We start from the raw sequence: 12,373 nt of genomic DNA on the forward strand, positions 1-12,373 counted from the left end.
GGAGTTCATCGCACCGTCCTGATTGACCGGTCGAACGCGCTGGTCAAGACAGGGGTTACGGTCCGTGCAGCCGTCACCTAGGTTGGTCGTCAATTGGACCAACAAGCGGCAGGGGCAACCCTTTCGCGGGTTTCTGGGGTGACTATGCGTAATGATCTTCTCCGGGCGCGCCCGCGCGCGGCGGCGGTCGTCCTCGCCGGCGTGCTGCTGACGTCCGGCCTGGCGGCCTCCGGCGCCGCGGCCGACCCGGCCGCGAAGTTCTCGCCGAGAGTGCGGAGCCTCGTCGGCGAGCTGACCCTCGACGAGAAGCTTTCCCTGGTACACGGCGGAAACGATCCGGACAGCGTCGGCGAAGCCGGGTACGTGCCGGGTGTGCCGCGGCTCGGGATCCCGTCGCTGCGGCTGGCCGACGGCTCGGCCGGGGTGCGCGTCGACAAACCGTCGGTCGTCATGCCCGCGCCGGTTTCCCTCGCGTCCAGCTTCGACGAGTCGCTCGCCACCCGCTACGGCGCCGGCGTCGGCCGCGAAGCCCGCGCGCTGGGCACCGACGTGCTGCTGTCCCCGATGGTCAACACGATCCGGATCCCCTACGGCGGCCGGAATTTCGAGACCTTCAGCGAGGACCCGCTGCTGACGTCGCGGATGGCGGGCGCCGAGGTGCGCGGCATCGCCGGCCAGGGCACCGTCCCGGTCGTCAAGCACCTGGCCGGGAACAACCAGGAGAACGACCGGCAGACGATCAACGTCGTGATGGACGACCAGACGCTGCACGAGGTCGAGCTGCCCGGGTTCGAGGCCGCCGTCAAGGCCGGGGCCGGCGCGGTGATGTGCTCCTACAACAACCTCAACGGGCCGTCCGCCTGCGCGAACTCCGACCTGCTGACCGGGATCCTGCGCGAGCAGCTGGCGTTCCAGGGCTGGGTGATGTCGGACTGGCGGATGTCGCTGACGCCCGGCAGCCTGCCGAAGGGTCTCGACCAGGAGATGCCGGACGGGACGTACTTCGGCGACCAGCTCAAGGCCGCGATCACCGCGGGCACCATCCCGCAGTCCGCTTTGGACACCGCGGTCGGGCGCATCCTCGGCCAGCTGGACCGCTTCCACCTGCTCGACAACCCGGCCCGCCCGTCCCGTGACCTGGCCGGGCTGACGTCGACCGCGCAGGACGTCGCCCAGGCGGGTGCGGTCCTGCTGCGCAACGAAAAGGCCACGCTGCCGCTGAGCACCGCCCGGTCCGGCAAGGTCGCGGTGATCGGCTACAACGCGAAGACCCCGAAGCTCAACGGCGGCGGCAGTTCGCACGTGCTGCCGTCCGCCGCGCCGGCCGCGCCGGTGGACCTGATCAAGCAGCGGGCGGGCAGCACGACGACGTACACCCCGGGCTACGACCCGGCCGGTGACGTCGTGCCGGCCGACGCGCTGTCGCCGGCGTTCACCCAGGGCGGCGGGCTGCCGGCGGGCGCGGAAGGCGTGTTCTACAACGGCACGATCACCGCGCCGAGCGAAGGCGACTACAGCATCCAGCTGCAGTCGACCGGGGGCGGCGGCTTCTTCCAGGTGGACGGCACGGCGAGCGGCCTGTTCGGCGACTCCATCGCGGCGGGCTACACCGGCATCACCGTGCACCTGACCGCGGGGCCGCACACGGTGCTGCTGTACGGGTTCGCGGACTTCGTCAACCCGCTGAAGGTCAACCTGCACTGGGTCACCCCGGCCGCGGCGCAGGCCAAGATCGCCCAGGCGGTGGCGGCGGCCAAGGCGGCCACCACGCCGGTCGTGTTCGCCTACGACGACAGCTCCGAAGGTCTCGACCGGCCGGACCTTTCGCTGCCGGGTTATCAGGACGAGCTGATCGACGCGGTCGCCGCGGCGAACCCGCGCACGGTGGTGGTGCTGAACACCGGGTCCGCGGTGAAGATGCCGTGGCTGGCCAAGACGGCCGCGGTGCTGGAGATGTGGTACCCCGGCCAGAAGGGCGCGGAGGCGACGACGGCGCTGCTGTACGGCGATGTCAACCCGCAGGGCAAGCTTACGCAGACGTTCCCGGTGGACGAGGCACACACGCTGGTCAGCGGCGGCGCCGGGCTGTACCCGGGGCAGGACGGCCAGGTGGCCTACACCGAGGGCGTCAACGTCGGTTACCGCTGGTACGCGGGCCACAAGACGGCTCCGCTGTTCCCGTTCGGCTTCGGGCTTTCGTACACGACGTTCGCCTACAGCGGCCTGACGGCGGCGAACGCCTCCGACGGCGGCCTGGACGTGAAGGTGACGGTGCGGAACACGGGCACCCGCACGGGCACGGAGGTGGCCCAGGTGTTCGTCGGCCCGAGCCCGGAGGTGACGGCGCCCCAGCCGTCGACATCCCTCGGCGGCTACGCGAAGGTGACGTTGTCTCCCGGTGCCTCCCGCACGCTGACGATCCACGTCGACCCCCGCCAGCTGTCCTACTGGGACGCACCGGCGAAGGCGTGGAAGCGCGGCGGCGGCACCCGCGCGATCCAGTTGGGGTCGTCCTCCCTGAGCACCCGGATCGCCGTGCGCTGAGGGGCATCACGCGTGTCCCCACGGGCATCACGTGTGATTGGCGGGGCATCAGCGCGATGCCCCGACAATCACGCATGATGCCCCTTCAAGCACGCGAGATGCCCTTCTGGTCACGCGTGATTCCCCTCTGGTCACGACGAAACGGCCGGTGCCCGTCAGGGGCGCCGGCCGTTTCCGTGGCTGAGTCAGCCGTTTGCCACCGGGAGGTGGCGGAGGCCTCGGATGATCGCCGAGCGGCGGCGGTCGGCCGGGCCCGTCTGGTGGAGGTCCGGCAGCCTCGTGGCCAGGACGCGGAACGCGACGTCCGCCTCCAGCCGCGCAAGGGGAGCGCCGAGGCAGTAGTGCGAGCCGCCCGAGAACGAGAGGTTGTCCGGGGTCGTCGGGCGGGTGATGTCGAAGTGGTCGGGGTCGGACCACACCCGGGGGTCGCGGTTGCAGCCCGCCGTGAGGACCACCACCGCCGTGTCCGCGGGGATGACCGTGCCACCCACCGTGACGTCCACTGTGGACACCCGGCTGGACTGCTGGACCGGCGCCTCGAACCGCAGCGACTCCTGCGCCGCCTGCGGCGCCAGGTCCGGGTCCGCCACCAGCTTGTCCCACTGGTCGCGTCGCTCCAGCATCGTCTTCACGCCGACGCCGATGAGGTTCACCGTCGACTCCGCGCCGGCCAGCGTCAGCAGCTGGCACAGCGACACCAGTTCGTGCGTGGTGAGCCGGTCCTCGCGGCGGGCGGTGAGCAGCTTGCTGATCGCGTCGTCGCCCGGGTGGGCCAGGCGCAGTTCCATCAGCTCGGTGAACAGCGCGTCGAGCTCGTCCAGCGACCGCTGCACCTCCGCGATGTGCTCCACCGACGTGATCTCGTCGAAGATCGTGCCGAACTTCGGCCCGTGCTCGAGGTAGCGGCTGAGGAACGGCTCGGGGATGTCGAAGATCGTCGCGACCACCGTCACCGGGATGAGGTCGGCGAACGACGCCATCAGGTCGAACTCCCGGCTCGTGTCGACGCGGTCCAGGAGCTCGTGGCAGATCGCGGTCAGCCGGTCGCGGAACCCGGCGATCGCCTTGGGGCTGAGGAACGGCGTCGCCAGCTTCCGCAGCCGAGCGTGGTCGGCGCCGTCCGCGCCGAGCATCGAGTTGTCGAACGTCGTGATGACCGGGCTGATCGGTTTGCCGTCGGACTTGAGCACCCCGAACCGGCGGTCGCGCAGCACCGTCGTGGCCGTCGCGTGGTCGACCGTCGTCCACGCGCCGAGCTCGCTGCGGTGCAGCGGGCCCTTCGCGCGCATCCGTTCGTAGAGCGGGTAGGGATCTTCCGGCCCGCGCAGCAGCAGGGCCAGCGGGTCGCCGAGTTCGCCGAGGGTCCACAGCACCCGCATCTGGGTGGTCATGTCCTGGACCGTCATGACGCGGCCCCGATCAGCCCGGCCACGCCCCGAACGGTCGGTGCCTCGAACACCTGGGAGATCCGCAGTTTGACGCCGAGATCGCGGCTGATCCGGGAGCACAGCTGGGCGGCGGACAGCGAGTTGCCGCCCTGCCGGAAGAACGAGACGTCGACAGCGATGGTCGGCACGCCGATGATCTCCTTCAGGATCCGCGCCACCGCCGCTTCGGTTTCCGACAGCGGCACCTCGTCCGAAGGCCCGGCCGCCGTCCGCAGGCGCGCGGCCAGTTCGGTCAGCGCCCGGCGGTCGAGCTTCCGGTCCTCCAGCACGGGCAGCCGTTCCAGCCGCTGCACGAGCGCGGGCACGAGGTAGCCGGGCAGCCGCTCGGCCAGCTGCGCGCGCAGCTCGTCTTCGCCGGGCGTTCCGGTGTAGAAGAGGCAGAGGTCCTCGTACGCGCCGTCCGCGCCGGTCACCGGCACCACCGCGCACGCGCCGACCCCCGGCACCTGCCCCGCGTTCTGCTCGACGTCGTCCAGCTCGATGCGGTGGCCGCGGATCTTGACCTGGCGGTCCCCGCGGCCTTCGAAGTGCAGCAGGCCGTCGGCGCTCCAGCGGCCCAGGTCGCCGGTGCGGTACACGCGCCCCAATCCGGAAATCGTGACGAACTTCCGCGCGGTCAGCTCGTCGTCCTTGAAGTACCCCAACGCCAGGCCGCGGCCGCCCAACGCGATTTCGCCGCTCTCGCCGACGTCGCACAACCGGTCGCCGTCGAGGATGTACGCCTGGGTGTTGGGGAAGGGGACGCCGAGCGGCACCTCGGGACCGTCGGAGGGCCGCACGCGGTGGCAGGTGGCCGCGACGCTCGACTCGACCGGGCCGTACATGTTGTACAGCGGGATGTCCGGGTACGCCTCGAGGAACCGGGCGGCGTGCCGCGGCGAGAGCTTCTCGCCGCCGGTGCCCACCGCGCGCAAGCCGGCGAAGGCGTCGAGGTCGTTGTCGACCATGCTGTGGAACACCGCGGTGGGCGGGAAGATCGTGGTGACGCCGTGGATCGTGATCAGGTCACGCAGTTTCGTCGCCAGCTCCAGGGTGTCTTCGAGCAGGACCAGGGTGCCGCCGTTGAACAGCACGCCCCACGAGTCGAGGCCGAAGGCGTCCCACGTCGCCGCGAGCGCCTGCGGCATCACCGCGCCGGAGTCCAGGGGCGTGAACAGCCAGTCGTCGAAGAGCCGGACGTTGCCGCGGTGCGCGGTGACCACGCCCTTCGGCGTGCCGGTGGTCCCGGAGGTGAAGAAGACCGCGCACGGGTCGTCGGGGCCGACGTCGACCGCGGCCGGGCGGGCGCCGAGGATCGGCTGCGACGGCGGCGACCACACCGACGGCCACGCGGCACCGCGCTCGGCGGCCACCACCGGCCCGCCGAGGTGCTCGATCAGCTCGGTCAGCCGCGCGACCGGCCACCGCAGGTCCAGTGCGGCATAGGCGGCGCCGCACTTCAGCACGGCCAGCAGCGTCGCGAACAGCTCGGGGGAGCGGGGCAGCAGCACCGGCACGATCGAGCCGCGTTCGACACCGCGGGCCTGCAGCTCGGCCGCGTAGGCGTCGGCGAGCTCCGCCAGCTCCCGGTAGGTGACGTCCCGGCCGAGGTGGTGCAGCGCGGTGCGGCCGGGCCACCGCGAGGCGCACCACTCGAACAGGCCGTGCATGGTTTCGGCCCGGCCGAAGGGAGTGGGCGCCGGGTTGAAGGACGGGGTCATCGGACGCTCCCGGTGATCAGCTCCGCCAGCGCGGCCGGCGTCGGGTGGGCGAAGGCGGCGGACAGCTTCAGCCGGACCCCGGTCTGCTTCTGGATCCGCTGGACGAGCTGGGCGGCCAGCAGCGAATGCCCGCCACTGGCGAAGAAGTTCGTGTCCGGGGTGACGTCGGCGCGCTTGAGCAGTTCCGCGAACATCGCCACGACGGCGCCGGTCGTGGCGTCGGGCGCGGCTTCGGCGGGGGCCTCCGGCGGCGGCCCGGCCGCGGCGGCCAGCTCGGCGACCGCCGTCCGGTCCACCTCGTGCGCGGCTGTCTCCGGCAGGACGTCGACCCGCAGGTACCACGCCGGACGCGCCCGCGGCGGCAGGACCGTCTCGGCGTGCCGGGCCAGGTCGGCCGCGAGCTGCGGCTTGGCCGGCGCCTGCACGACGGCGACCAGGTCCGCCGCGCCGGGCCGCAGGGTGACCGCCGCGGCGACGACGTCCGTGTGCGTGGTCAGGGCGTCCTCGACGGTGGCTAGGTCGACGCGGGTGCCGCCGAACGTCAGCTGGCGGTCGAGGGGGCCGTGGACGTGCAGGGATCCGTCGGGGCGCCAGTGCGCGAGCACGCCGGTGGCGGTGCCGAGCTGCAGTTCGCCGCGCACGCCCAGTGGCAGCCGCCGCCCGTCCGGGGCGACGACGTCGGCGTCGAGACCCGCGACCGGCACGCCGTCGGCGAGCACCCAGCGGCCGCGGGCGGGGAACACGGTGTGGACGTCGGCGTCCAGGGCGCGCAGGGTGCGGACGAGCGTGCTGGGCGCGGGTTCGGCGCCGATCAGCGCGGTGCGGCCGCCGACCGCTTCGCCGAGGTGCTCGGCCACGCGGGCCCAGACGAGCGGGGAGGCGTGCACGAGGCCGACGTCGTGGCGGGTGAGCAGCCCGGCGAGCAGGTGGCCGTCGGTGCGGGCCGCGTCCGGTGCGACGACCAGCGGCACGCCGTTGGTCAGGGCCAGGAGCAGCTCGGGAACGGCCGCGGACAGCCACAGCACCGGCCGGGAAGGCACCGGGACCGGCCGGACCGAGTCGGCGAGTTCCCGGTGGGTCACGCCCGGCAGGGCCCGGCTGTCCGGGGACACGGCCGCCGCGTCCGGGTCGACGGTCACCGTGACGGCGTAGGAGATCCGCTCGGCACCCAGCACCAGTTTCGCGTCGGAGACGTCCGTGGTGACGGTGGCGCCGGCCAGCCAGCTGCCGAGGATCGCGGCCGCGAGGTCCGGGCCGCGCGGGGCGGTCACGGCGACCGCGTCACCCGGTCCGGTCCCGGCGTCGGCCAGCAGGGTCGTGACCGCGGCCGCGGCGCGCCAGAGATCCCGGTAGGACGTCGTGCCTTCGCCGGCCACGATCGCGGGCGCACCCGGGTTTTCCGCGACGTGCCGGGCGATCGCGGTGAGGACGGTGTCCGTTCCGGCGGGAGCCGCGGGCGCGTCGAGCACGGCGTGGTCGGTGGCGCCCCAGTCGTCCAGCTCGCGCAGCGGCCGGTCCGGCGCGCTCGCCGCCGCGACCAGCAGGGCGTCGTAGCGCTCCAGCAGCAGCTCGACCTCGCCGCGGTCGAGCACCTCGGCGCCGTAGACGGCCTTGACCCGGCTCTCCTCCGCCGAGGGCAGGATGACGAACTCGAGGTCGAACTTGCTGTGCCCAGGGTCGATTTCGACGACTTCGGCGGGCGCGCCGCCGAGGCTCGTCGCGGCCCGCCCGCCGAAGGGCAGGTAGTTGAACACGTGCCGGAACATCGTGGTGCGCCAGGACGAACCGGCGCGCTCGACCTCCGGCAGCAGGACGTCCATCGGCACGTCCGCATGCGCGATGGCCTCGAAGAACAGGTCCCGCACGCGGCGGCTGAACACCCGGAACGTCTCGGCCGGGTCGATCCGCACGCGCAGCGGGACGATGTTGACGTGGTAGCCGATCGCGCGCTGGGCCTGCTGGCTGCGGACGTTCACCGGGAACCCGACGGCGAGGTCGTCGCCGGCGCCGTGGGCGTGCAGCAGCAGGTAGTAGGCGGCGAGCAGCACGACGACGTCGGGTGCCTTGAGTTCCTTCTGCAGCGCGGTGACGACGTCCTTGGCGGCCGCGGAGAACGGGCGGACGAGCTGCTCGCCGCGCAGGGTCGGCTGCGCGCTTTCCTGGCCGCCGCACCACAGGCCGGGTCCCCCGGAGTCGAAGCCGCGCAGGTGTTCGCGCCAGAACGCGAGGCTCTCCGGCTTCGGCTCGGACTCCGGCCAGAGCGGGACGGGCGGGCCGGCGTCCGGGAGGTCACCGGCGAGCACCGCGTCGTAGGCGGCGGCGAGTTCCTCCAGGAAGATCGACATCGACGTGCCGTCGAAGATGAGGTGGTGCACGGCCACGCCGACCGAGTCGTGCTCGGGGCCGTGGTACAGGCCGACGCGCAGCAGCGGCGTTCCGTCCAAAGTGAACGGCCGGGTGATCAGCTCCCGCAGCCCGCTTTCGACGTCGGCGCAGCCTTCGCCTTCGAGGCGGATCGGGAAGGACGTGAGCACCGACTTGGTGAGCCGGGTGTCGTCGGCGTGGAAGACCGTTCGCAGGGCGTCGTAGCGGCGCACCAGCTGGGCGACGGCTTCCTGCAGGACGGCCCGGTCCAGCCGGCCCGCCACCCGCAGCGCGACGCCCGGCACGTTGTTGACGCCTTCGCCGGGCACCAGCCGTTCGAGCAGCCAGAGCCCTTCTTCCTTGCGGGTCGCCGGAATCTCAGCGGTCGGCATGGCCGGTCCCTTCGGGAAGGTCTTCGACGGTGACGAAGGCGTGCGGAAGCGCCTCGGCGGGCAGCCGCGCGGCCAGGTACGCCCGCAGCTCGGCGACGAACGTGCTCGTCTTCGCGGCGCGCGAGGGCGCGTTCGCGTAGGCGGTGAAGGGCAGCCCGGGCGTGGCGGCCGAAGCGGGCACGGTCACCGGCTCGCGGGTGTACACGACGTCGACCAGGCCGGCGCCTTCGGCCGACCACGTCACCGCGGCCTGGTAGCCGCGACGGCGGCCGATCTCGTGCAGGTCTTCGGGGTCCGGCGCGGTCACCGCGGCGGGCGCGGTGCCGGTGTCCAGTTTGGCCAGGGCGGCCAGCTCGCGGGCGACCCGGCCGTTCGGCACGCCGGTGATCCGCGCGGACGGCGGCCGGGTGTCGCTCAGCAGCGTCTCCAGCGCGGCCGGGTTCCAGGCCAGCGTGTGGGCGGGTTCGACGGTCTCCGCGGGCTCCTTGCGCAGCACGGCGTCGTAGCGGTGCCGGCTCAGCTCGTTGTGGTGGCGGGCCCGCTTCAGCCGGACGTCCGCCGCCGCGATGCCGGGCAGCGTGGCGGCCAGCGCCGGGAAGAAGTCCGGGTCGACGAGCAGTTCCTTCTCTTCGAGGACGCTGTTCTCGACCAGCTCGCGTGCCGTCTCCGGCGCGGCGGCGATCTCGTCGGAGAGCACCGCGGTGCGGAAGGCCCGCAGCAGCCGCAGGTTCCGCACGTCGCCGACGAACACCGCGCCGCCGGGCACGACCAGCGCGGCGGCCTGGCGCAGGACGTCCGCGAGGTAGCCGATGTCGGGGAAGTACTGGACGACGGAGTTGATCACCACCGTGTCGAAGCGGTCCGGCGGCAGCCCCGAGAAATCGGTGGCTTCGCGGTTGTGCAGCCGTACGTGGGCCAGCGCGGGGTCGGCGGCGACCTGCCCGGTGAGCGTCTCGATCACGGTCGCGGAGAAGTCCGTCGCCACGTACTCCTCGCACTCCCGTGCCAGCTTGGCCATCAGCAGGCCGGTGCCGACGCCGATCTCCAGCACCCGGCGCGGCCGCAGCGCCCGGATCCGCTCGACGGTGGCGTCCCGCCACTCCCGCATCTGCGCGAGTTCGATCGGCAGCCCGGTGTAGGTGCTGTGCCAGCCCACGAAGTTCTCGCCGAGCCCGCCGGCCTCGGGCAGCTCGCCGTAGACCCATTCGTAGATGAGCTGCCACTCGTCGACCCGCGCGCGGTCGTCGCCGGCTTCGGCGACCGGGTCGCGCGGCACGACGTGGGCGACGAGCCGCCCGGTCCCGGGTTCGCGGGTGACACTGGCCCGCGCGACCCCGGGGTGCCCGGCGAGCGCGGCTTCGGCTTGGCTTTCCGTGCCGGTGCCCAGACCGGTCGGTGACGTCGGCATCAGCTCTCCTGCGGGAGTTCGGGCGGTCAGGGGAGCAGGCCGCGGACGGCCTGCGCGACCTCCGGCTGGCTGAGCAGGCCGGAGTGGTCGATGTCGAACCGGATCTCGCGCGCGCCGATCTCCAGCGCGCCGGGCAGTTCGGCGGAGCGGATCACGTCGACACCGGCGAGGTCGCCGGTGACGGTGAGCTGGGAGGCGGCCACGAGGTAGGTCATGTAGCTGCTGAACCACGCGACGAGTTCTTCGGCGCGGTCGGCGTCCAGCTCGACGCGCTCGAACGCCGTGGTGCCGACCTCGCGGTAGAGCCGCACGAACTCCTTCGTGAGCGTCTCGAGGTCGTCGTGGGTGCGCTGGGCGGCTTCGCCGGCGGCGTGCGCCTGCTGCACCTCGTCCTCGGTGAGGACGGCCGCGAGGGCGTCCACCACGCGGAAGAAGCCGTAGTACAGCACGGTGAACCCGGTCGCGGCGGTCGGGTCGAACAGGACCACCCGCGGCTTGGCCTGCCAGGTCGCGATGCGCTCGGCGATGGCGAGGGCGAACACGCTCGACGCGCAGTAGCCGAACACCGCCTTGACCTCGGCGCCGCTCGCGCGCAGCTCGCCGGTCCACCGGTCGAGGTAGTCGTCGCCGGTCATGCCGGTCTCGTCGCCGACCGCGGGCGGCAGGCTCTCCCAGATGCCGTAGGGCGTCTCGAGGTGCTTCGCGAGCTCGGCGAACCCCGCCTCCGGCCGTCCGGTGACCGTGAAATCAACCGTGATGATTACTTCCTTGTCGTCCGCGTTTTCGTCGATCGGGTGCCATGAATGGAGTTCGGTCACGATTTCCCGCCCTTGTTTTCTGGCAGAACAAAGATTTCCGCACGCTGAAGCTAGCAGCGGTGGATCGGGCCGGTAACCCCTAGCGCGCCCCTAAGCAAGAGGCTGGTGAGCAGTGGTTCCGGGGGGTTAGGGGTTGGAGTGGTCAGCGGCATCGCCGTAGTGTTCGGCGACGATGAATAAACTGGGGAATGAGGGCGACCGATGGGCGCGGTAACAGTTCTGCCGGACGACGCCCGGTACGCCGATCTCGTGCGCGGGGTGAATCAGCGCTGGGTCGGCAAGCCCGATTACGTCTGCGTGCCGACCTCCACCGAAGAGGTGGTGGACGCCGTCGGCGCGGCGGTGCGCGAGGGACGGCGGATCGCCGTCCGCAGCGGCGGCCACTGCGTCGAGGAGATGGTCGGCGCCGCGGACGTCCAGGTGGTCATCGACCTGTCCGAACTCAACGGGATCGGCTTCGACGCCGAGCGTGACGCCTTCTTCGCCGAGCCCGGCGCGACCGTGGGCCAGGCCTACCGGACGCTCTACAAGCGCTGGGGCGTCACCATCCCGGCGGGGTCCTGCCCGAGCGTCGGCCTGGGCGGGCACATCGCGGGTGGCGGGTACGGCCCGCTGTCGCGGAAGTTCGGTTACGTCTCCGACCACCTCCACGCGGTCGAGGTCGTCGTGGTCGACGCGGACGGCACCGCGCGGGCGGTGGTCGCGAGCCGCGACGAGAACCACGACCTCTGGTGGGCGCACACCGGCGGAGGCGGCGGCAACTTCGGCGTCGTGACGCGCTACTGGCTGCGCATCCCCGGCGCGGCCGGCGCCCCCGAGGCACTCCTGCCTGCCCCGCCCGCCCGGCTGCTGGTGCAGCAGGACGTCTGGGTGTGGGACATGCTCGACGAAGCCGCGTTCACGCGCCTGCTGCGCAACCACGGCGAGTGGTACGAGCGCCACAGCGAACCCGGCTCCCCGTACGAAGACCTCTACAGCGGCCTGTGGTGCGGGACGCGCGCGTCCCAGTTCGTCGCCATGTCGACACAGATCGACAGCGCCGCCCCGAACGCGGCAGCGCTGCTCGACGACTACCTCGCCGCGATCCGCCACGACCTCGGCGTCGCCCCGGCGCTGAGCAGCCGGCAGGAGCTGCCGTGGCTGCACGCGACGTCGTGGGGCGGCATCGCCGACAGCGGCGACCACACCCTGAGCTTCAAGATCAAGGCCGCCGACCTGCGGAAACGCTGCACCGACGAGCAGGCCGCGAAGCTGTACGCGCACCTGCTGCGCGAGGACTACGGCAACCACCGCGCCGGCGTGATGTTCGTCGGCTGCGGCGGCCGGATGAACGCCCTCGCGCCGGACGAGACGGCGATCGCGCAGCGCGACTCGATCCTCAAGCTCGTCTACTCCACGCACTGGGACGCCTCCGAGCAGGCCGAGCCGCACCTGGCGTGGCTGCGCGAGTTCTACGCCGACGTCTACGCGGGGACCGGCGGGGTGCCGGTGCCGGACGAGCGCACCAACGGGTCCTACGTGAACAACCCGGACTTCGACGTCCAGGACGAGCGGTGGAACACCTCCGGGCTGGCCTGGCACGAGCTCTACCACCAGCACAACTACCCACGGCTGCAGCGGGTCAAGGCGCGGTGGGACCCGAACGACGTGTTCCGGAACCCGTTCTCCGTGCGGCTCCCCTGAGCACCGACCCCGGGAG

Annotated in this window: 7 protein-coding genes; 2 read left to right on the top strand and 5 right to left on the bottom strand. The window is 72.3% G+C overall.

The window, feature by feature from the left end:
- Positions 1-144: 144 nt before the first annotated feature.
- Positions 145-2,544 carry a beta-glucosidase family protein gene (locus OO60_RS08300; protein WP_051767653.1) on the top strand — a complete coding sequence of 800 codons (2,400 nt, stop codon included), beginning with the start codon at positions 145-147 and terminating at the stop codon, positions 2,542-2,544.
- A 185-nt stretch (positions 2,545-2,729) separates the two neighbouring features.
- Here OO60_RS08300 and OO60_RS08305 read toward each other — a convergent pair whose 3' ends face one another.
- From OO60_RS08305 to OO60_RS08325, 5 genes are read right to left on the bottom strand one after another with little or no spacing between them, the layout of a single operon-like run.
- Entirely contained in the window at positions 2,730-3,935 is a 1,206-nt protein-coding gene (locus tag OO60_RS08305) for a cytochrome P450 (RefSeq protein ID WP_162146211.1), read from the bottom strand.
- A gap of 11 nt (positions 3,936-3,946) precedes the next feature.
- Positions 3,947-5,692 (bottom strand): non-ribosomal peptide synthetase, encoded by a 1,746-nt coding sequence (locus OO60_RS08310; protein WP_003069903.1) that lies wholly within the window; start codon positions 5,690-5,692, stop codon positions 3,947-3,949.
- The gene (locus OO60_RS08315; RefSeq protein ID WP_033261136.1) at positions 5,689-8,448 is read right to left on the bottom strand and encodes a condensation domain-containing protein; all 2,760 of its coding nucleotides are present in this window, start codon (positions 8,446-8,448) and stop codon (positions 5,689-5,691) included. Before OO60_RS08315 ends, OO60_RS08310 begins: the two co-directional genes overlap by 4 nt.
- Positions 8,435-9,856 carry a methyltransferase gene (locus tag OO60_RS08320; protein WP_003069912.1) on the bottom strand — a complete coding sequence of 474 codons (1,422 nt, stop codon included), beginning with the start codon at positions 9,854-9,856 and terminating at the stop codon, positions 8,435-8,437. The genes OO60_RS08315 and OO60_RS08320 overlap by 14 nt, the downstream gene beginning before the upstream one ends.
- A gap of 26 nt (positions 9,857-9,882) precedes the next feature.
- On the bottom strand, positions 9,883-10,674 hold the full coding sequence (locus OO60_RS08325; RefSeq protein WP_003069915.1) for a hypothetical protein: 792 nt from the start codon (positions 10,672-10,674) through the stop codon (positions 9,883-9,885).
- A gap of 201 nt (positions 10,675-10,875) precedes the next feature.
- Between OO60_RS08325 and OO60_RS08330 the strand changes: the two genes are divergently transcribed.
- Positions 10,876-12,357, top strand: a complete 1,482-nt coding sequence (locus OO60_RS08330; protein ID WP_081655779.1) for an FAD-binding oxidoreductase — start codon at positions 10,876-10,878, stop codon at positions 12,355-12,357.
- Positions 12,358-12,373 lie beyond the last annotated feature (16 nt).

Source organism: Amycolatopsis vancoresmycina, assembly GCF_000716785.1.
GTDB lineage: Bacteria > Actinomycetota > Actinomycetes > Mycobacteriales > Pseudonocardiaceae > Amycolatopsis > Amycolatopsis vancoresmycina.

Bases quoted from the DNA above. Each gene is read 5' to 3' on its own strand.
- OO60_RS08320 (WP_003069912.1), bottom strand. From the start codon at position 9,856: ATGCCGACGTCACCGACCGGTCTGGGCACCGGCACGGAAAGCCAAGCC.
- OO60_RS08305 (WP_162146211.1), bottom strand. From the start codon at position 3,935: ATGACCACCCAGATGCGGGTGCTGTGGACCCTCGGCGAACTCGGCGAC.
- OO60_RS08315 (WP_033261136.1), bottom strand. From the start codon at position 8,448: ATGCCGACCGCTGAGATTCCGGCGACCCGCAAGGAAGAAGGGCTCTGG.
- OO60_RS08300 (WP_051767653.1), top strand. From the start codon at position 145: ATGCGTAATGATCTTCTCCGGGCGCGCCCGCGCGCGGCGGCGGTCGTC.
- OO60_RS08310 (WP_003069903.1), bottom strand. From the start codon at position 5,692: ATGACCCCGTCCTTCAACCCGGCGCCCACTCCCTTCGGCCGGGCCGAA.
- OO60_RS08330 (WP_081655779.1), top strand. From the start codon at position 10,876: ATGGGCGCGGTAACAGTTCTGCCGGACGACGCCCGGTACGCCGATCTC.